The sequence below is a fragment of the Bradyrhizobium sp. INPA03-11B genome (assembly GCF_040446015.1).
Taxonomy (GTDB): Bacteria; Pseudomonadota; Alphaproteobacteria; order Rhizobiales; family Xanthobacteraceae; genus Bradyrhizobium; species Bradyrhizobium macuxiense_A.
Genome location: NZ_JASGSR010000074.1, coordinates 21129 through 39355, shown reverse-complemented (window position 1 = coordinate 39355; position 18227 = coordinate 21129). Strand labels below are relative to the sequence as shown.

The following is an 18227-nucleotide window of genomic DNA, read 5'->3' as shown; positions in this document are numbered from 1 at the left end:
ACCGCGTTGAGCGTTGCGTGGTTCGCCACCATCAGGCCGAGATGACCGTTCACGTCGTAGCTCGCAAACCCGGTACCGAACAGCGCCGTGTCGATTTCGGTCAACGGGGCCACGGCATAGCTACGCGATGCGACCGTGCCGACCGGGATCATCGTGCCGACGGTGAAACGCAGCGGCACCGGTGCGACATCGCCTGCACTGAACATCACCCGGGTGCCGACCAGCGCGATGCCGTTCGGAAAGACGCCGGCGTCGACCTGGAAGCCCAGGGGGAGCTTGGTCGACGACGGATCGGTCATGACCCAGGTGCCGGGCGGGATCTGCATGCCACCCCAATAGGTATGGCCGGCAAGATCCGAGAAGTTGAGGCCGCTGGGAACGGTCCACCCGTTCGGTCCGATCAGGAGCGGATTGGTCTGTGTGGCATTCACCGCGACTGATGCCGGCGCAATGTCGCCGGGCGCGAGATAGGTAATCGTCTCATCATAGTTGAACGGCACGGCCGCGCCGGCCGGAATGAACAATTCCTCCGCGAGCCGCAGATTGACTTGCGCCTTCTCGCCGGCCCCCAACACGCCGTCGGTCGCCAGCGCCTTGCCGCCGATCACGATCGCCGGGCCGCTGCCGATGATGAGCTTGCCGCCGCCATTCGCGCCGTAGCCTTCGATCTGCCCGTCGAGCACTAGGCGGCCACCGACCGAGGGACCGCCGACCGAACGATCGTCGGCAATCAGGGTCACATCGCCGCCCTTGCCGCCTCTGGTCTTGCCGTTCTGGAGAACCGCCGCACCCGACGACACGTCGATGCTGCTGCCGCTCGCCAGCGTGACGCCGTGCGTGGAGTTGAAGCTGACGCTGCCGCCGTTGACGAAAGCAAGCCCCGAGAGATCGTTCGGCGAACTGAGCGCGTTGGTCCACAGCCCGCGCACATCGATGGTTGCGCCGCTTTGGACGGTCAGCTGGGCGAGCCCGCCCGGCGTCGTCAGCACAATCGGTGACAGCGCGGCCGCATCCGGCCTGAGAATATTGGTGACGCTGACGCTGCCCGAGCGGGCGGTGATATCGGCCTTGATGTCAACAACCGGCGCGATGAACTCGACCTGCGCACCGCGCGCAAAATTCAGCGGCGCCTCGGTCGAGATCGCCTGCTTCGCGGCCACGCTGAGCCCGCCCAGTCCGAAGGCGTTGATCATCCCGGTGTCGAACCAAGTGGTATTGATCCGATCGAGCGGAATCGCCGCCGCCGGATCGAGCCCCGCCGAGACCAACGCCACGCTGCCGAACTTGACGTCGGTCGTGGACGCATTGACCAGTCCGCGCGCATCATAGAGTCCGAGCTGCAGCGCGCCGGCCAGCGGCGCCGTGTTCTGCGTCAGCTTGTAGCCGTCGGTGACATTAGCGGGCCGCGCGGCGATTTGCCGTTGCCCATTGATCACGTCGGCAAGGATGGCGCCCTCGAACACTGAAGTCGGCGTCGACAAGATGAGGCGGCCGGCGTCCCGGCCGACCGTGTAGCCATTCTCCCAGCGCATGTTCGATTTGCCGAACGGACTGAGATAGACCTCGACGACATTCCAGTGCGCGTGATTGACCACGAAGCCGTTTGCGAGCGTCACGTAGGCCAGATCGGAGGGCGCGTCGTTGACGTTGTAGACGCGGCCATCACGGCCGAGCAGATAGTTTTGCGGAAGATATCCGCCCTGGTACTGCACCGACCCGCCGGACACGTTGAAGATCGCCCCGCGCTGCGCAACCACCTCCGGTGCGGACAGCGTGATGTCGCCGCCGACGGCAGCCCACTCGCCGATCTTGTGGCCGGTGTTGCTGAGATAGCCGCCGACCTCGAGCAGGCCGCCTGCGGTGTAGTAGCGATCCGACGCGTAGCCGCCGGTGCCGCCAGGAACCAGGGTCAGATCGCGGGCATCGATCCAGACGTTCTTGCTGATGAGCACCCCGCTGTCGCGGTTCTGCGGCGAGTCGCGCAGCTCGTTGCCCTGGATGTTGACCTTGATGGCGTTGGCCGACATCGGAACCATCACGTCCCGCACGCCCGACACATCAATGACGGCGCCGGTCTCGGCGAACACGCGTTTGCCCGCCGAGACCGCCACCTGGCCGCCCGGCGCCAGCGTCAGCGATCCATTCTGGAAGTCGACGAGGCCGCCACTCACGATCTCGACCCGAGAACGGTCCTCGCGATCCGCTACCCGCGACAGGTTGTCGAACTGCCCGAAATTTTGCGTTGCGCGTACGACATTTTGCGTGGCCGAGTCGGCAATCAGCGCATCGCGCTGCGAGTTCAGCGCAGTTTTGTCGGACTCAAGCTCCAGCCCAACCGTAGTGAGGCTGCCGGCGGTGAGCGTCACCTTGCCGCTGGAATCCGAGGCGGAGTTCAGCAAATGGATGGTGCCGCGCTGATCGACCGAGGTGGTCGAGAACAGCACGCCATCCTGGGTGATCGCATGTCCGGTGAGCGTGATGTCGCCCTGCTGCGCGAAAACAAGCCCGGTGTTGCCGACGGTACCACTTGCACTTCCTGCGCGGATCACCGGCACCACTTCGCTGCCGCGGGTGGTGGAGACCTGGTTGGTGATCGTACCGAGGCCCGACCGCAGGATGAAATCATCGCCCGCCGCCAGCAGCGCCTGTCCCTTCGGGGTGGTGATCGATCCGGCGTTGTCGACCGCGGTGCCAAGCAGCGCCACGAAGCCGCCGCCCGACTTCACCGAAGCCGGCGCGCTGGTGGTGATCAATGCACCGGCTTCCACCACGATCTTGCCGCCCGCGCCACTGAAGCTCGGCAGGTAGGCCGCGCCGCTCTGGGGCGAATAGATTCCGCCGGTGAGGAATTGCTGATCGGTGATGCCGGCCGTCGATGCGATCAGCGAGCCGATATTGATCTGGCTCGCGCCGCCGAAGATGATGCCGTTCTGGTTGATGACGAGCACCTGTCCCGGCGCGTTGATGCGTCCGAGAATCTGGCTTGGGCCGGTGTTGCCGACGACGCGGTTGAGCGCGGTCCAGCTGCCGGCTTGCTGGTTGAAATTGACCGTGGTCTGGCTGCCCACATTGAAGGTCTGCCAGTTCAGGATGGCCTGCTGCGCGGTCTGATTGACGGTGACGGTGGTCTGGCCGCCGGCCGGCGATTGAACCGGCAGATCAGCGCCCTTCCATAGGTTGGAGCCCGGCACCGCGCCGGGCGCAACCTGAAGCCCACCCGGCGCAAGGCCGTTCGGCACCACGACCTGAGGCAGCGTGGTCGAGCTCTGCCGCGCAGCCGCGGCGCTACGGGCCGCAGCCTGCGCCGCCTGCAAGGCCTGGATCGCCTGAGAGGCTCGCGTGAGCGCGCCCTGGCTCTGCCTTGCGGCTTCGGTGGCCTGCTGGGCGGCTGCATTTGCCGCATCGCTGGCGATGGTCGGCGCCGACATCGTTCCGGCGTTGCTGCCGAACGGCCGAGCCGCCGCATCGCCGATGCCGGCCAGCGTCAATGCGAGCGCGCTGGTTCCAGCCAGCAATGCCCGCCTCCGTCCCTGCCCGACGAAAATCGAGCGCGAGGACGCCGTGACGGTCTTGCGGCGCGCATGGCTCTGAGCGGATTGGCGATGGGGCATTCCTGGTCCTCTCGGCGATATCGATTTTTCCGATCCACCGCGAAGACGGATGCCGTTCGTTGAATCTACCGGCCTGGTGCGAATATTTTTTGTGCGACAATCAGGTGAAAATTCGCACCGGGATTTCAGCCGACCAGCACGACACCACCTGGTAGCGACCGGGTCCGAATGCCCATCGCCTTCGATATGAAATCGACGACGTCGTCGATCCGATCGATGCGAAAATTCGCGACCACCTGGCGACGACCGAGCACCGTATCGAGCAGGATCACGCGGCCGGGCCGGTAGCGATTGACCTCGTCAATCACCTGCGCCAGCGGAGCGCGCCGGAACACCAGCAATCCACGCTGCCAGGCGACGACCGCGTCAGGGTCGATCGACGTGACGTCGCCTGCGCCCCGCGGATCATAGGCGACGTGCTGTCCGGCGCGGATCGTAATCTCTTTGTCCTGGCAGCTCACCGTCACCATGCCGGCAACGCAACTGACGCCGACCGAAGCACCGTCCTTGCGGATGTTGAACGATGCCTCGCGCGACGCGACGCGCCCGTTGCCGGCGATCATGACCAGCTCGCGATCCGCGCCGCCATGGGTGGACACCGCCGCCTCTCCGGTGATCAGCTCGACCCGGACGTCGCCGCTAGCGAGCGCTTGCTGGTCAAGGCTGGTGCGCGTGTTGAGCTCGATCGCGGCAAGCTTCTCGATCTCGATCTGCCGCCGCTCCCCCGTCCTGGTCCGGTAGTCGGCGGCGAGCTCTGCGACAGATGGCCACAGTTCGAGCGGCGGACGGAGCACCAGCGCACCTGCCGCCGATGCGGCGAGCGCCGCGCCACCGACCAGAAAGCCGCGCCGGGCAAGCTGCCGCCCCGAGCGGAGCGCCGACGGCGAACCGGCCCGGTCGCTCTCTGCCCTGCGGGCCGCATCGCCGAGAACGTTCCAGAACAGCGCGGCCTTGGCGAATTCTGCGGCATGGGCGGGGCTGCTGCTCCGCCATCGATCAAGCGCTTCCGCGTCGGCAGACGTGGCCTCGCCGCTGTTCAACCGGCGCAGCCAGTCGAGCGCTTCCGTTCGCAGCGCTGCCGGGTCTCGGTCTGGCGTCGTCATGGTTCAATCCGTCTCAAAACAATCCCTCATGTCCTAGACGGTCCCCGGCCGCCGGTTCCTCCCCCGGCATCGCTATTTTCCCAGATCTTGCTGAGATGCTCGAGCGCGATGGCCAACTCGCGATCGACCACCCGCACCGTGACACCCAGACGGGCGGCAATCATCTTGTATGGCAGGCCCTCCAGACGTGCGGCGACGAAAATCGCGCGCCGGCGCTCCGGCATCGCATTGATGGCGCCGGCAAGGGCGGCCAGCTCGAGGCGCGCCTCGGCAATGCGCGCCGGGTCGAGATCATCCTGCGCGCGCAGGTGAATGGCCTCGACGTCGGCGGCAGCCAGCCGCGATCGCTCTGATCGCCGGCGGTCGGCCGCGATATTGAGCGCGACGCGGTAGAGATAGGATCTTGGATTCTTGACCGCGGTTGCGGACGTACCGGCATCGGCACGCTGAAGCCGCAGCCACGCCTCATGGAGCACCTCGGTCGCGAAATCGAACGAGCCGAAGCGTCGGCCAAGCCGTTCCTTCAAGCCGTGATAATCGTCGACCAGAAGCCGGCGCAGCGCCAGGAACAGCTCGCTCATCTGCGGGCCTCGCGCCCGCGGCCGGACGGACGTGGCTCCGGACAGTATCCCGTCGTGCTGCCCTCGGGCGTCACCAGCAAGGTGATCGGCTGGGGCAGATCGCCGGGCGGCGGTACGCCGACCGAAAGCTCGCGAAAGCCCGCCAGCAGCGCGGCATCACGACGGCCATCGCCTGACGATGTCAAGAGTTGGGCGCGATCCGTCGTGCCGGACGGTCCGATCCACACCTGCGCCAGCACGCGATAGGATCCGGGCGCCGTATCCCGGTCATGGCAAAGCATTCTGCGGAGTGCGCCCTGCAGCGCGGCCGAATATTCATTGAAGCGGCGCACCGACGGCGACATCTCGCTCGCCTCGGACCGGGCTCCGTCCGGCACGAGCGTAAAACCCTGTTCCCCGATCATGCGCGCCGCAAGTCCGGTACCTGCGAGCAATTGCCGGAGCGCCGCCTCGGACGTGAAGCTTCCCTTCAGCCGGTTCGCGCGACGTCCGTCCGTGAGACCGGGATCGAACAGCAGTTGAACCCGGGTGATCATGCCATATGTGCTGAGCGCAGCCTCAAGCGGCTGGGCCGGAATATCGAACGCGATGACCTGTTCCGCCGCTGATGCCGGCGGTTGAACGGCGCCGGCGACCGCCGCCACCTCGATCACGATCAGCATCACCCAGGAACGCAGCGCCCGCCCCGCGTGCGGGAAACGCAAAACCATCGCCATCTTCGCGGGATCCAAGATCGGGATTCGGCCCGCTAGGTAACGTTCGCATATGACAGTGAGACGACAGCGCAGGATCCAGCCCGTATAGCGGGCTATGCGCGGCGGCTATGGCGACCCCCGTCGCGTCGCGCCCTCTTCAATCCGGCATCCATCTGATGGAGACCGGATCTGCGGGCCGCGTGGTGGTGTAGGTCACCAGATCGTATCCTCGCTCGACGACGAGATCGGCGACTTCGACGAAGCCTTCGCCATTCTCTTCCTTCGAGCTATGCAGCGTGACATCGCTCAGGGGGACATCCTGGTTCGTCAGGGACAGCCTGACCATCCCCTGATGGTCGCGAATTGGCCTGCAAATCGGAATCAGCCTCGCCTCAAAATTGGTCGGGTGATACGGCTTGAGACGCAGGTTCTTGTAGAAGGTTCGGTCTCCCTCGATCGACAGCACGCTCTTGCAGGCTGCTGAATTCACCATGAGGCCGCGGACCGATGCATCCGACCCGATGTGGATCGGATACGTCTCTCCGCGTTCCAGCCTGACACCGGAGAACGTTATCAGCCTCGACGAATATTCGAGCGGAGTGCTCGGGATTTGATCCCTGAGCGGGACGCGTTCGTAAGTCGTGAATGCAAACGTGCGTTTGCACTTTGCGCTCGCCGCGTTTCGTATCTTAGTCAAGAAATTGCCAAGGTGCGTGGCTATCACCCCTGACAGGAACTCGGCCGGATGACTGCCGTCTGCGTATAGTTCCTTCGCGCCCACGTTGTTGGACTTGACGACGGCGGCAATGACGTCCCTGACGTCAAGGTAGTACCAGTCCTGCTTCTGGCAGACTGAAATGCAGGCGGAGATGATCGTCCTCGATGCGTTGATGTCGCTTACCGGTATGCAAACGAAAACCGGCTCGCAATTGGCGCGTTTGGCAGAATGCCCAATCCACTCAACCCACCTCACAACATCGTAGTAATCGATCGCATTGGCCGAAAGGAGCGAAAAATCGATGACGCACGTGTCGACAATGCAAAATTCCGAGCCTTTGAAGAAGTCGCCCTGGGCGAAGTAAGGGCCGAGCAAGGACGGAGATGCACCGATCCTTCCTGCTGATTTCACTTCAATTGTGTCATCAGCGTCCAGAAACTTCTGGAAAAAGCCCGCCTTCAAGATGCTGTTTGACTGTCCCAGGATCGAAATGCTCAGCGACATCGGATTGACTGCCTTCAGATGGAACCGCGCAATGACATCGACAACGCCTGATGGAACGCTCTGCCACACCGCGTCAACGACATCAATCGTCTATGCAGCGGCGACGTTAGCAATGGTCGCGACACTCTGTCTACCGTCGGTCGGACGAGCGCAGAGTGCGCGAGCTGCATGCGACAAGACCGATGCGCAATTCGCCGTGACACCGGCCATGCCGGACAATGCCGATGCTCTCCGCAAATATCAGCGAAATGTGTCAGGCTTAACCAGCGATGTTTCGACGGTCATGCTAGGCGACTCGCTGGTTGAGGCGTGGCCGAAGGAGTTGTCAGCCTCGCTCGGCGCCGGGCCGGTGGCCAACCTCGGCGTCGGACGCGACAGGATTCAGAACACGCTCTGGTTCATCGAACACGAGCGCGAGCGATTGCGTAAGATCAAGCCGAGGTCCGTCATCGTGCTGGTCGGGACCAACAACATCTACCTCGACAAGCCGTGCGGCGTGATGGAATCCTATCAAAAGCTGTTTGAAGAGATCAGGGCGCTTTGGCCGAACGGCAAGATCTACTCGATCCAGATCCTTCCGCGAGGCGAGCAAATGAAGGGTGCGGCCGAGAACATTGGATCGGTCAATTCCGAACTCAGCCGAAGAAGCCGGGAACTCGGAATCAGGACGATCGACGCCTCCAACATCGCATGCGGACGGACTACGCCGTGCGCCAATTACAAGAGCGATCTGCTGCACCTGACGCCATCCGGATACGAAGCTCTGACCAGGATCGCGAGGGACGGCATCGGTTCATCGTAGGCGTTCAGCGCGGCTGCGCGGTAACGAGCGCCAGCAAGCGCTGCGCCAGCGCTCTGCTGACAATGATCGCTTGCCGCCATTCGTGCGGCGGGTAGACGGGACCGCGAGCGATCCTCGCGCGCGGTCCCATCTCCTAGGTCAGCATCGAAATGATCGACTGCAGCTGATCGGATGCTGACGTCACGAGCCCGTCGAACGACGTCTGGCCGTGGGCGGCCGCCCGCAAGATGCATTCGGCAACCGCCGCCTTGAGACCGAACACGGATTGATCGGCCGGGACGCTTGCCATCACCGTCTCTAGCGCATCGCGCATCGTCTGGATCAGTTCGGCGCTGAACTTCATGGCTATCCTCCGCATGCGCAGGATAGACCGGGCGGGCCAGGCCACCACTCACAAGCCCGCGATTCCAAATTGCCTTTTCTTAATGCGATGACAGACCGGTGAACCGGCGCAGAGCTAGAGATCTTTCTCGGCCAGCTTGCGGAAATCGTCGGGCACCGAACGAACGACCTCCAGCGCCGCCGAACCGTATCCGATCGCATCCCAGCCAAACCGATCGCGGACCTTGTCGATGGCACGGTCCGCCGCCCAACGCGCCAGCCCAGCCGGGCTTCCGGCGCGAAGCGCCTCATCGGCCAGTCCAAGCGGAAGCTCGAGCGCGAGATCCCAATGCTCCTCGAGGTGCGACACCGAAATCGCCAGCAGCGAAATGAAGTTCTCGCTGGGGTGATCGGCTAGAGCTGCGCGCACCAGATTCTCGGCGAGCCGGGCGAGGATCGTCGTCGTGCAGATCGGCGCATCGAGCGTCATCGAGCGCGTCACCGATTTCAGGTCGGCGAAACGAACGCGCACCGTCACGGTTCGTCCGGGCCGGGATTTCGCCCGCAGCCGCGTGGCGACGCGATCGGCGAGATGAAGCAGCGTCGGCCGAATGACCTGCTCGATCGCGGGCTTTCGGCCAAGCGCCGATTGTGCGCCTGCCGAGCGCGCGCGCCGATGCGGCTTGAGTTGTCGCGGATCGCGATTCCAGGACAGCGCAGCAAGCTTCTCGCCCGCCGCGGGACCGAGCAACCGTGTCAGCGAGCGCTCCGACAATTTGGCGAGTTGACCGATCGTCGAGACGCCGATCGCGTCCAGCCGTGTCCGGGTGACCGGTCCCACGCCCCACATCAATTCAACCGGCAATTCATGAAGGAAGCCGAGCTCGGCGTCGGGATCGACGACGACAAGTCCATCGGGCTTGGCAACCTGCGAGGCGATCTTCGCGAGGTGCTTGGTGCGGGCGACGCCGACCGAGATCGCAAGGCCGAGCTCGGTGCGCACGCGCCGCCGGATCGCGGCGGCAATTTCGGCGGGCGCTCCGAACAGATGAGTGCAGCCGGCAACGTCGGCAAACGCCTCGTCGATCGAGATGCGCTCGACCAGCGGCGTGAAGTCGCCGATCACCTTGATGGCCGCGTCGCCCAGCCGTTGGTAATCGCTGAAATGGCCGCCGACGAAGATGAGCTGCGGGCAGAGCCGGCGAGCTTCCCGTCCCGACATGCCACCGTGCACCCCGAAGGCCTTGGCCTCATAGGACGCTGCAAGCACAACGCCGCCCCCGACGGCGACCGGCTTGCCTTGCAGCGACGGCTCGAGCAGCTGCTCGACCGACGCGTAAAACGCATCCAGGTCCGCGTGAAGGATGGTGGCTGCGGCTGCCATCTCGGCCCGTTCATCCCTGACCTGAGCAAGACCGCCCGTCCTTGGACGCTACGACGGCCAAAAGAACAAATCAAGAACATCCTCAAGCCCGGTCGCCCCGGAATTGTTACAGGCGCACGCGCCGCGAGCGATGCCGTCTTCGTCAGCGCGCGTTCGCGTGCGCTCCGCGTCGACGCACATCTCGGCTCGCGCGATATCGAAGCGAGAGTGGTGTGGTTGAGCGACCGCGAGGCTGTTGGCAGATCGCTCGGCATCCACGATGGCACGCTTGGCCGACGACGCGCGCGACGACGCACGGCTCTCGCATCTCCGCTGCGCTGGTGCGCGCGGGCCGGCATGCTTTGACGGACGGGCTTTTTCGGGTAGACATCCTGAATGACCGACCACTCTCATCAGGTGGACTTCCAGGCTGCGGCCTACCTATACAAATGGCCTTCTCTCGGCAATTCCAGGCGAGAGGATCGCGCGCCGTATATGATCGTCAACGGAACGCTCGACCAATGCATTCGGGACTTCATGGGCAAGCCCGAGAAGACCCGACATCTCTATGAGATCCGGACCAAATCGCAGCCTCCCCTCGTTCCCGATGTGCTGTCGCCCGAGCACGTGATCGAGCTCTCCAGGCTTCGGGAATTTCTCTGAGCTGCGCCGGTGGAGTTTGATTCCGGCGGTCGCGTTCGCCGGCGGACTTATCCATCCGTCGTGCGCCTGAAGGCGGATTGTTTGCCCGTGGGGGAGCCGCTACAGTTGCCTGGCTCTCCGACTGACGGGCATCCACGACGGCATGTTTGATCTGCTTCGACCTCCGCTGAGGTTCGCACGTCGCCCGCGCGGGAGAGCAACGGCTGCACGACCGCTTGATGGGACATCGAGGGGCGCCACATGAGATTCAACCTGGCGATCCTGAGCGTGCTGGCCGCAAGACCCGAGCAGCGGATTCCGCTCGAAGAGGTCAGCCGCGAAGTCAAGCGCATGATCGCCGCGGGCGATGCGGCCACGAAGCTGAAGCGATCGTCCGAACTTGGCGACGCCGACGTGTTCCAATCCGGATGGGCCTCGATCAATGAGACCGGGCTGCAGATCACGGAGACCGGCCTCGCGCTGTGGCGCTCGCTCGAAGCGTCCCGCGCCGAACAGGAACTCGCCGAGCAGGAGACCGGCGAACCGCAGGCGGAGCGATTGGAGATTGCTGCGGCCGACACGCGCGATGCGATCGGCGATGCCGTGGTCGAGCGGCCCGACGATATTGCTCGCCAATTGCCGCGCCTGATGGAAGAGCTTGCCGATCGCGCGACCGCGAACGCAAGCCGCTCAACGGCAGCACCCGACCTGCCCGCACGCGCTCCGATCGTCCCCGAGCCGGCATTTGGCTCGATTCATCCGACGGATCGAAACGATTCCCGGCTGTCGCAACTTGCCGGATGGCTCGGCGCCAGAATGCCCAAGCTCCGCCGCGCGCGGAAACGGCGATCCACGGACGACGGACCGGATCGACGCGCCGATAGCCGCGGCGGAATGACCGGGCTCGCCGTTGCGTGCCTCAGCCTGATTTCGGTCGTCGCATGCGTTGCCGCAGCGATCGCACTCGGCCAGATCTCCACGTTGAAGTCGGACAATGCCGCGCTGCGTCGAGAGCTGGTCCCGCTGAGGGAGCGTCTTGCGAGGCTCGAACAGGAAGCTGCGAAACGCGAAGCCACGGAGCAGGACGAAGCGCGGGACAAGGCCGAAGCGGAGAAGAAGACTGCGGACGCCGCCAGCGAACAGGCTGCGCTCAACCTCTCGCGCGAAGAGATTCAGCTGATCAGGGAATACATCAAGGCTGCCCCTTCGGCCGGCGCGGGGGCGCCGGCGGTCAATGTCGGCGATCCCATCACCGGCGGAATGATCCCGCTGCCATCCGCGCTGACGCAGAAAGTTCCGCGGCTCGTCGGTGCGCGATTTGCGACCCGCAATGGCACCATCATCATCAGCGCGCGAAACAGCCGCCGGGTCGATGCCGTGCTGATGCCGAACTAGCCCATCACGAGATTAGGTTGAGCTGCATCGGCGTCGAAAGTTCACCTCTCCTTTGGGAGAGGTCGATTTGCGCAGCAAATCGGGTGAGGGCTTACGGTCTATCGAGGGAGCAAGAGCCCTCACCCGGATTGCACTGGACGATGCTTCGCATCGCCAGGCGCAATCCGACCTCTCCCCGGTGGGGAGAGGTGAAGCGAGCGCGCGGCCAAAGCGATTCGATCCAGGTTCATCGCGCTTTAGCCCGGCGCTACGGCGTCATTTGCCGCCTCGGGGGTCGATCAGGCTACGGCTGATTGTTCGGCGGCCGCTCGATGAACTTCCGGCTGCCGTTGAGAAGCTCGAGGTTGTTGGCGATGACCGGGTTGCCCGGATCGAGCGCATACGCCTTCTCGAACTTGCGCCGCGCGCCGCCCAGATTGCCGCGCAGCATGAGGGAATATCCCTGGTCATTCAGGATCTGCACGGTCTCGCCGCCAAGCCGGATCGCCTGCGCATAGGCCTGATCGGCAAGATCGAAGCGGCGGATCTTGTCATAGCTCGCCGCGAGCCCGACCCAGGCGGTCACGTCCTTTGGCGATTTCTCGACCGCATCCTTGAAATAGCGCTGCGCTATACCGTAATTGCCGCGGTTGTAGTGCTCGAGGCCCAACCGCACCGGCTCGTCGGAGGGATAGTATTTGACGTCGGTCGGCTCCTGCACGGGGTCGCCGCCCGGCGGATCCACGGGCGCGACGATCGCGGCTTCCCGCGTCGTGTAGTCACATCCGGCAAGGCCGGTCGCCAAGCAGCAGCAGATCAACGCCGGCGCGAGACGATGCAGCCCTCGTCCCGCTCCCCAAGTCCAGCGCATCTCTTGCCCCATTCGAAACACCATCGCGAAACTACCTACGAGAAACAGACCGCGCGACCGAAACACTGAGGCCAGCGCCAGAAACCAACGTCGCACTTCCCTTTCGAGCCTGCTCCGGTATCTGGCCCACGCCGCCAGGGTCGATCGAGAAATCGACGTCCCAACGCCAAATGCCACCAAACCGAGACCGTCAGCTCACTCCTATTTGCCCACCCCGACGGCCACCGAGCCTCCGGTCCCCGCTCCCAATCCGGTCGTGTTGACATTCTGAATCGTGGTGATCGGCGGCGGCTGGCCCATCGCCTTGGTCGGATCGCCAAAGTCGGGCAGCTGATCGACCGGCCGCGACGTGGTGCCGTAGCGTTTCACCGTCTCGGTCGCACGCCGCCCGTCATACGCGATCCTGCGATCGCCGACATAGGCCGGCCATGGATGGATCGTGTGGGTGGCGGCGTTGACCTCCTTGGCGTTGCCGGCGCTCATCGTGATGGTGTCGGAGCGCTGCACGTAGCGGTCCATCTCGTCATGCCCGTAGACGCCGTAGCAACCGCCGAGCAGCAAGGGGGCGAGAACAGCCAGATATCTGATGGTCATCTATCGCCTCCTCTAGTTCAGGGTTTTCACGACCGGCTGGTCTGCAGCGGCAGCCGGTGGCGGAGCGCGGACGACCGCACTGGGCGCGATGATGTGGCCATAGGGTCCCTTCACGTCGCCGCCGGAATTGACGTAGTCGTCGTAGCGCTTGCGGACTTCCATCTGGCCGTTGAGGAAGAAATCGACATCGTTGGCCGGCAGGCGGGAGTCGAGCGGCGATGCCAGTTGCTGGCCGGGCGCCGCCGGCGCAACCAGGCGCGGCGTCACGATAATGACCAGGTCGGTTTCCTGCTGCTGGTAGGACTTGCTGCTGAACAAGCTTCCAAGCACCGGCACCGAGCCGATCCAGGGCAATTGCGACACGTCCTGCTGGTTGCGGGTCTGCAGCAGGCCGGCGATGGCGAAGCTCTGGCCGTCGCGCAACTCGACGGTGGTGCGCGCGTCGCGGCGGGTCAGCGAAGGAACACTGGTGCCCTGGATCGTGATCGAATTGGCGAAGTCGAGCTCGCTGACCGATGGCTCGACGCGGAGGTTGATCAAGCCGCGCGAGAGCACGGTCGGGACGAAGGCCAGCTCGACGCCGAATTTCTTGTACTCGATCGACACGGTCGGAAAGCCGGATGACGACTGGGTCGGGACCGGCACCGGAAATTCGCCGCCGGCCAGGAAGCGCGCCGCGTCACCGGAGAGCGTGGTCAGGTTCGGCTCCGCCAGCCGGCGCGCCAGGCCCTTGGTTTCCAGCGCCGTGATCAGAAGGTCCACCGAACTGCCGTTGCTGGTCCGAAGAATGCTGGTCAGCAGGCTGCCGAACGGGGCCGGAGACACGCCGCCGGCGGACCCGACCAGCGTTCCAATCGTTCCCAGCACAGGAAGGCTGCCTGTGGGCGCGGAGCCGACTGGACCGCCCCCGGCACCGAACTGACCGTTGTTGGTGTTGATACCCCCAATGGGAGTTCGGCCAGCGGCGACAACGCCACCCTGCCCCGAAATGCCGATGTTGGTTCCATTGGCGTTGGCCGCCATCAGGTTCACACCGAGGTCGCGCCCCGCCTGGCGGTTGACCTCGAGGAAGCGCACCTCGAGCATCACCTGCTGCGGCGCAGCGACGCTCATCGCGTTGACGACGATGCCGCCTTCGGGAACGCTGCCCTTGGCAATCGCCAGCGCCTTCTCCGCGACGACCGCGTCGGCGGCTATGCCGCTCAGCACCACCTGGCCTTCGGACGCGGACACGCGAATGCCGCGCGTTCCGGTGCCGGATTGGATGTTCTGCTGCAGATTGCTGATATCGAACGTCACCTCGACATCGAGAATGCCGATCTGCTTCATCGAGCTGTCGAACAGGATGACGTTGGTGGTGCCGGTCTTCTTGCCCTGGACATAGACCAGATGGTCGCTCAGCGATTTGACGTCTGCGATGTCAGGCGAACCGGCCACGATCGTCGAAAATGCCGTTTCGAGCCTGAAGGTGCGGGACTTGTTGACGGTCACCCGGACGCGCTGGACGTCGCTCACCTCGCTGACGAAGACGCCGCCGGATGACTGAGCCCGCCGCTCCGCGGCGACGGCAGGATCGGTGAAATGAAACAGGGCAACCGCAGCGCCAAACGCCATCGCGCTCAAGGCGACCAGCCCAAGTCCCGCATCAACCGAAACGCGACTTCCCATCATGCCAATCCCCTTCGCCGCGTCTCCGCGACGATCCCCCGTAAACCTACGGCCTCGACGTCCCGATCACTCCAGTTCGTGCACCACGCCGTAGAGCTTACAGTCTGTCCGACTACAAATCGTTACTCGCGAAATTCCCATTCCCTGGCGTGTCGAGCCGAACCAAGACGCAGTTCGCTCAGTAATCCCCACCCGCCACACCGCTAATGGCGGCTCCGGATAATCCCCCGCCGCGCGCCCTGATTGCAAGGAAAGAGCCCAGCCGGTCAGCGCCAACCGCTGAGAAAACTGCCCGATGTTGCCAGGGTGCACCACTTCCGTAGCCCGGTTGGGTTATTGGCGGCCCGCGCAGCGGCGCGGGCGTCCGGGCGGACGCCTGCCCGGACGATCCAACCCCGGCCAGCCCCGAATCGGGCTTCTCAGAACGGAATCTGGGTGGTCACGCTCGGCGCGTTAAGTCGGGTGCCCCAGATCGGCATCATCATCTGGAAGTTGGGCGAAGCTGCCGTCACAACGATCGGACTGGTTGCCGTCGCCGGGGCGTTCAGCGTCGGCGTGAGGCCACCGGCATACAGGAAGGGAGCCACCGCCTGCTTCGCCGTATCCGTCGGCAGCGGATCGCCCGAGCAGGTGGTCGGCGCATTCTTCTGGATAACGGCGTTGCTATAGCAATTGATCATGATCGTCCGGGCACCCGCGTTCGCGAGCATGCGCAACGATTGCAGGGTGATCGCGTAGCGCCCGAGATCGAAGACCGCGAAAATCGTGAGACACAGCGGCACGAACACGAGACAAAACTCCAACGCTGCCACGCCGCGTTGATCGAGCCTCCTCATCACTGCACCAATTGTACGTATTGCGGCGGGCTCTTCACCTGCACCTGGCCCGGGCAACCAGAGCTGTCGAGAGTAGCATTGCCATTGAACGCGACCGACGCGGCGATCAACTGGCCGCAGCTTGTTCCATTGCCCATGTTGATCGTCGGATTGCCCTGAAATGTCACGGCCGCGTTTGGCGCGTAAATGGTTCCTGTCAGGTTGATGTTGCTATTTCCGCCAAATTGCACAGCCGTCGCTGACGCGTCGTACATGGACATGTACTGGAACAAGCTGGCGGAAGACTGAAGCGCCGCAGGAAACGCCGTATTAGTACTAGTTGGTAAAGCAGTCGGCCCTGCAATGGTAATGACCGCATTCCCCTTGTTGTCGATTGTCGCCCCTGGCAACAGAATGAAGATCGCCGTACCCGAGATCGTGGGGGTTCCAGTGATCTTCAGAGTACCTGAGATGAAGTAAAGGCAGACGGTTGCGGTCGCTGAGCAGCCCGTATTCCCGCCGGGGGACAAATTCTCGTTCGTGCTGCCTGTGATGTGGAGGTTGTTGTTCGTGCATGGGGCGGCGGCCGTGTAAGGGACGAGCATGCCTGTGCTGCTGCACCCCGCTGTTTGAAGACCGCATGTGGCGGGGAGCGTCGGATTCGCTCCACACATCGTGGTGAGGGCGCTATTGAGGGCGGTGTAGGGGTTTTGAACCGGCTGCTGATAAAGGAAAGCCTTGTTGCAGAAGGTTGTACTCCCCGAGCAACCACCCGCAGCAGATAACGGGCCGTTGAGGGTCATGCCACCGCCGGTGAAGTCGATCGCGTTGTTGGCCTGACTGTCCGAAAACATGCCGCAATTCTGCGCATTGATGTTAGGGCTTCCCTGGAAACTCAGAGAGCCTGACAGGGCCAGGACGCATGGTGGATTTGGCGCCACATTGTTGATCTTGGCAACCGCTATCGCGCCGATGGTCACGCTGGAAACCCCGAGCAATTGTGCCAGATACGTTGGTTGTGTCTGGCTGACCGAGGCCTGAATATAGGTCCCGGCCGTTCCGCCCCACGTCGCCAGGGAAGCGATCTGAACGTTTTGAGAAACGCCGGTCGGAAGGCTCGTCGAACAAATGGAGCCGGTATAAGACGTGTCGCCTGAATTGCAGAACGCATTCTGCGCGGCAGACTGCTTGCCGCGAGAGTCGGCCGTACCCGTCGCCGTGCAGGTCGATGGGTTGTTCACGCAGGCCTGCTGGAGGGCGCCCGAATAGGCGGCCGCATCGGCCGCATTCTGCGCACGCTGCTGGGTGACGTACCAGGACCCCGCCTCGCCTCCGAGAGCGAGAAATCCGATCAGCGGAATCATCGCGACCACAGTTGCGAATGCAACGGATCCGCGGCGGCAACGGAGCACGTTACGCATGGGACACTCCTATTGAAACCGTTCGGTATAAGGCAACGTGAATTGACAGGAATTGGCATTGCCACTCGTACACAACACCGACGTCAGCACCATCGGCGTCAGCGTGACGGTCGTGCTGTAATTATAGTATTTTGGCGACCCGGTGTTGCCGCTCGCGCACAACGTAACGGTGTCGCCGCACATCACCTGGATGACTGAAATGGGGTAGCGGGAATCGGCCTTGTTGCGCGCGGTCGTCGACCAGTTTCCGGTATTCGTCACATCTGTCGGCGGCGAGTACTGGATGGACTGCCCGAAGGCGCGCAGCGCGTCCCACGCTGATGCGTACTGGTAGAATGCGATCGCGAGATCGGCGAGCGGGATAAGAACGACCAACATCAGGAAAAGGTAGACCGACGGCATCTCGAACGCGACGGCGCCGCGCTGATCGGCGATCAGCGAACGCTTGAGGTTTCTACCACTATCCTTGCTAGGCATGGCCGCTCACCAGACGTAGGGAATCAATCTCCAGCGCGACGCCTCGTAGCTGGAATATTCGGGAAGCGTGCGCCGAAGCACGTCCTCCTCGTAGAGGATCCGGCTGACCTGGATGCCGATGTGGAGGATCAGCAAGGCGACCGTCATCCAGCTCAGATGCTGCAGCACGACCCCGAGGAACACGATCTCTTCCGACAGATAGAGAGGATGCTTGATCCATTTGTACGGACCGGTCTGCACCACCGAACGCGCCTGCGGCACCAGGCTGAACGACCGTCCCAGGTGCCGGATCGTGACGAGGATCATGATGACGCCGGCCAGCACGCAAACCGTGGATACCAGGTTTGCCAGCGTCCCTTCGGTCTTGTCGAAGAAGGTGATCGTCCATGGCCAATAGGTGCCGACGAATGCCGCGATCCGCGGCAGCAGGCCTTCTGCCTGCGCCTTGGCCGGCCCCCGGGTGAGGATCAGCAACGCCAGCAGCAGGTAGAACACCGCGACGCACAGGCTCGACACGATCGATGGCCAGGGCTCGCCGCCCATCGATCCGAGCTTGAGCGTGACCACCAGTCCGAGAAGGAGAAACCACGCGCTGCCCAGGACCCGCGTGATCCGATCGTAGGCCAGGCTTGCCGGCAATGTCATTGTACTTGCACTCATGGTACCT

At 63.7% G+C, this 18227-nt stretch carries 17 protein-coding genes; 3 read left to right on the top strand and 14 right to left on the bottom strand.

Features of this window, described 5'->3' with window-relative positions:
- The 5 genes from QMZ05_RS26875 to QMZ05_RS26855 form a co-directional block, all read right to left on the bottom strand.
- A partial coding sequence (locus tag QMZ05_RS26875) for a filamentous hemagglutinin N-terminal domain-containing protein (RefSeq protein WP_353703498.1) occupies positions 1-3611 on the bottom strand: 3611 nt, incomplete at its 3' end.
- Between the two features lie 125 nt (positions 3612-3736).
- Positions 3737-4714, bottom strand: a complete 978-nt coding sequence (locus QMZ05_RS26870; protein ID WP_353703497.1) for a FecR domain-containing protein — start codon at positions 4712-4714, stop codon at positions 3737-3739.
- Between the two features lie 26 nt (positions 4715-4740).
- Complete coding sequence (locus tag QMZ05_RS26865) at positions 4741-5295, bottom strand: RNA polymerase sigma factor (RefSeq protein ID WP_353703496.1); 555 nt, start codon at positions 5293-5295, stop codon at positions 4741-4743.
- Entirely contained in the window at positions 5292-6005 is a 714-nt protein-coding gene (locus QMZ05_RS26860; RefSeq protein WP_353703495.1) for a secretin and TonB N-terminal domain-containing protein, read from the bottom strand. The genes QMZ05_RS26865 and QMZ05_RS26860 overlap by 4 nt, the downstream gene beginning before the upstream one ends.
- 142 nt (positions 6006-6147) lie before the next feature.
- Entirely contained in the window at positions 6148-7212 is a 1065-nt protein-coding gene (locus QMZ05_RS26855; protein WP_353703494.1) for a hypothetical protein, read from the bottom strand.
- Between QMZ05_RS26855 and QMZ05_RS26850 the strand changes: the two genes are divergently transcribed.
- On the top strand, positions 7199-8014 hold the full coding sequence (locus tag QMZ05_RS26850) for a GDSL-type esterase/lipase family protein (RefSeq protein WP_353703493.1): 816 nt from the start codon (positions 7199-7201) through the stop codon (positions 8012-8014). The genes QMZ05_RS26855 and QMZ05_RS26850 overlap by 14 nt on opposite strands.
- A 133-nt stretch (positions 8015-8147) precedes the next feature.
- Here the strand turns inward: QMZ05_RS26850 and QMZ05_RS26845 are convergent, their stop codons facing one another.
- Both QMZ05_RS26845 and dinB read right to left on the bottom strand, forming a co-directional pair.
- On the bottom strand, positions 8148-8357 hold the full coding sequence (locus tag QMZ05_RS26845; protein ID WP_050424668.1) for a hypothetical protein: 210 nt from the start codon (positions 8355-8357) through the stop codon (positions 8148-8150).
- Between the two features lie 114 nt (positions 8358-8471).
- Entirely contained in the window at positions 8472-9719 is a 1248-nt protein-coding gene (gene dinB / locus QMZ05_RS26840; RefSeq protein ID WP_353703492.1) for a DNA polymerase IV, read from the bottom strand.
- Between the two features lie 375 nt (positions 9720-10094).
- On the opposite strand from dinB, the gene QMZ05_RS26835 reads away from it, so the two are divergent.
- Positions 10095-10361, top strand: a complete 267-nt coding sequence (locus QMZ05_RS26835; RefSeq protein WP_074126508.1) for a hypothetical protein — start codon at positions 10095-10097, stop codon at positions 10359-10361.
- Between the two features lie 240 nt (positions 10362-10601).
- Positions 10602-11735 (top strand): hypothetical protein, encoded by a 1134-nt coding sequence (locus QMZ05_RS26830; RefSeq protein WP_353703491.1) that lies wholly within the window; start codon positions 10602-10604, stop codon positions 11733-11735.
- A 283-nt stretch (positions 11736-12018) separates the two neighbouring features.
- Here the strand turns inward: QMZ05_RS26830 and QMZ05_RS26825 are convergent, their stop codons facing one another.
- The 7 genes from QMZ05_RS26825 to QMZ05_RS26795 all read right to left on the bottom strand — a co-directional run bounded on the left by QMZ05_RS26825 (position 12019) and on the right by QMZ05_RS26795 (position 18220).
- Entirely contained in the window at positions 12019-12585 is a 567-nt protein-coding gene (locus QMZ05_RS26825) for a tetratricopeptide repeat protein (RefSeq protein WP_353703490.1), read from the bottom strand.
- Positions 12586-12786: 201 nt separating this feature from the next.
- A complete protein-coding gene (locus tag QMZ05_RS26820; protein WP_353703489.1) occupies positions 12787-13179 on the bottom strand; it encodes a hypothetical protein in 393 nt (130 codons plus the stop codon).
- 12 nt (positions 13180-13191) lie between these two features.
- Entirely contained in the window at positions 13192-14850 is a 1659-nt protein-coding gene (locus QMZ05_RS26815; protein ID WP_353703488.1) for a type II and III secretion system protein family protein, read from the bottom strand.
- A gap of 416 nt (positions 14851-15266) precedes the next feature.
- Complete coding sequence (locus QMZ05_RS26810; RefSeq protein ID WP_353703487.1) at positions 15267-15683, bottom strand: TadE family protein; 417 nt, start codon at positions 15681-15683, stop codon at positions 15267-15269.
- Positions 15683-17083, bottom strand: a complete 1401-nt coding sequence (locus QMZ05_RS26805) for a pilus assembly protein TadG-related protein (protein WP_353703486.1) — start codon at positions 17081-17083, stop codon at positions 15683-15685. The genes QMZ05_RS26810 and QMZ05_RS26805 overlap by 1 nt, the downstream gene beginning before the upstream one ends.
- A 9-nt stretch (positions 17084-17092) precedes the next feature.
- Positions 17093-17560 (bottom strand): hypothetical protein, encoded by a 468-nt coding sequence (locus tag QMZ05_RS26800; protein ID WP_353703485.1) that lies wholly within the window; start codon positions 17558-17560, stop codon positions 17093-17095.
- 6 nt (positions 17561-17566) lie between these two features.
- Positions 17567-18220, bottom strand: a complete 654-nt coding sequence (locus tag QMZ05_RS26795; protein ID WP_353703484.1) for a methyltransferase — start codon at positions 18218-18220, stop codon at positions 17567-17569.
- Between the last annotated feature and the right edge of the window lie 7 nt (positions 18221-18227).

Bases quoted from the DNA above. Each gene is read 5' to 3' on its own strand.
- QMZ05_RS26870 (WP_353703497.1), bottom strand. From the start codon at position 4,714: ATGACGACGCCAGACCGAGACCCGGCAGCGCTGCGAACGGAAGCGCTC.
- QMZ05_RS26865 (WP_353703496.1), bottom strand. From the start codon at position 5,295: ATGAGCGAGCTGTTCCTGGCGCTGCGCCGGCTTCTGGTCGACGATTAT.
- QMZ05_RS26860 (WP_353703495.1), bottom strand. From the start codon at position 6,005: ATGGTTTTGCGTTTCCCGCACGCGGGGCGGGCGCTGCGTTCCTGGGTG.
- QMZ05_RS26850 (WP_353703493.1), top strand. From the start codon at position 7,199: ATGCTCAGCGACATCGGATTGACTGCCTTCAGATGGAACCGCGCAATG.
- QMZ05_RS26855 (WP_353703494.1), bottom strand. From the start codon at position 7,212: ATGTCGCTGAGCATTTCGATCCTGGGACAGTCAAACAGCATCTTGAAG.
- QMZ05_RS26845 (WP_050424668.1), bottom strand. From the start codon at position 8,357: ATGAAGTTCAGCGCCGAACTGATCCAGACGATGCGCGATGCGCTAGAG.
- dinB (WP_353703492.1), bottom strand. From the start codon at position 9,719: ATGGCAGCCGCAGCCACCATCCTTCACGCGGACCTGGATGCGTTTTAC.
- QMZ05_RS26835 (WP_074126508.1), top strand. From the start codon at position 10,095: ATGACCGACCACTCTCATCAGGTGGACTTCCAGGCTGCGGCCTACCTA.
- QMZ05_RS26830 (WP_353703491.1), top strand. From the start codon at position 10,602: ATGAGATTCAACCTGGCGATCCTGAGCGTGCTGGCCGCAAGACCCGAG.
- QMZ05_RS26825 (WP_353703490.1), bottom strand. From the start codon at position 12,585: ATGCGCTGGACTTGGGGAGCGGGACGAGGGCTGCATCGTCTCGCGCCG.
- QMZ05_RS26820 (WP_353703489.1), bottom strand. From the start codon at position 13,179: ATGACCATCAGATATCTGGCTGTTCTCGCCCCCTTGCTGCTCGGCGGT.
- QMZ05_RS26815 (WP_353703488.1), bottom strand. From the start codon at position 14,850: ATGATGGGAAGTCGCGTTTCGGTTGATGCGGGACTTGGGCTGGTCGCC.
- QMZ05_RS26810 (WP_353703487.1), bottom strand. From the start codon at position 15,683: ATGAGGAGGCTCGATCAACGCGGCGTGGCAGCGTTGGAGTTTTGTCTC.
- QMZ05_RS26805 (WP_353703486.1), bottom strand. From the start codon at position 17,083: ATGCGTAACGTGCTCCGTTGCCGCCGCGGATCCGTTGCATTCGCAACT.
- QMZ05_RS26800 (WP_353703485.1), bottom strand. From the start codon at position 17,560: ATGCCTAGCAAGGATAGTGGTAGAAACCTCAAGCGTTCGCTGATCGCC.
- QMZ05_RS26795 (WP_353703484.1), bottom strand. From the start codon at position 18,220: ATGAGTGCAAGTACAATGACATTGCCGGCAAGCCTGGCCTACGATCGG.